This window comes from Flavobacterium sp. NRK F10, assembly GCF_024054235.1.
In the GTDB taxonomy this organism is placed as follows: domain Bacteria; phylum Bacteroidota; class Bacteroidia; order Flavobacteriales; family Flavobacteriaceae; genus Flavobacterium; species Flavobacterium sediminis.
Map to the genome: position 1 here is coordinate 1 of NZ_JAMXLC010000027.1, position 985 is coordinate 985.

A 985-nucleotide genomic window follows, 5' to 3' on the forward strand; every position below is an offset into this window, starting at 1 on the left:
TCCCATTTTTTGGCAAAGTCATCCAGAGCGGCTTTTGCTGCGCTTTTAGTAGGTGCATCATAGATGCTTTTCATATCCTTTGTAAACTCCTTTTTATCCTTCCATACCACATATCTACAGGCATTTCGTATTTGGTGAACCACACAAATCTGGGTCTTGGATTCTGGAAATACATTTTTAATGGTATCTGTAAAACCGTTAAGGTTATCAGTGGCCGTGATAAGCAGATCCTGAACGCCCCTGGCCTTAATATCGGTCAGTACGCTCATCCAAAAGGCTGCCGATTCGTTCTTGCCAAGCCAAAGCCCCAAGACTTCCTTTTTACCGTCCCTGCGAAGGCCTACGGCAATGTACATGGTTTTGTTGATGACCTTGGAGTTCTCACGAACCTTGAACACAATGCCGTCCATCCAGGTAATCAAATATACGGGCTCCAATGGCCTGTTCTGCCAAGCCACAATATCATTGGTCACTTTATCCGTGATTCGTGATATAGTAGAGGTAGATACATCAAAACCATAGACCTCTCGGATTTGTTCTTCTATATCAGAATTGCTCATGCCCTTGGCATACAGGCTGATAATCACATTTTCTATGCCGTCGACCATGTTGGTCCGCTTGGGGACAAGCATGGGGTTAAAAGAGGCTTCCCGATCCCTGGGAACTTTGATGCTTGTTTCTCCCAATGCCGTTTTTATCTTCTTGGAAGCGTAACCGTTACGAGTGTTACTGTTATCGGATTGTTGATGTTTTTCATAATCCAAGTGGGCATCAAGTTCACCTTCCAGCATTTTTTCAATGCCACGCTTTTGGATGGATTTTAAGAATGAGGTAAGTTCATCGCCTGTTTTGAACTGTTTTAAAAAATCGTCGTTTAATAAATCTTCTTTCTTCATAAGTGTATAAAATTTAAAATTAAGCAAAAAAATATCGAGAGCTTTAACCCTCGATATTTTATACTTTACACACTTAGTGAGATACTACC

Annotated in this window: 1 protein-coding gene; it reads right to left on the minus strand. The window is 41.4% G+C overall.

What is annotated here, in order from left to right:
* Positions 1-896, minus strand: an 896-nt coding sequence (locus NHF50_RS15695; RefSeq protein ID WP_252777380.1) for an IS256 family transposase, incomplete at its 3' end; no start/stop codon positions are given.
* Positions 897-985 lie beyond the last annotated feature (89 nt).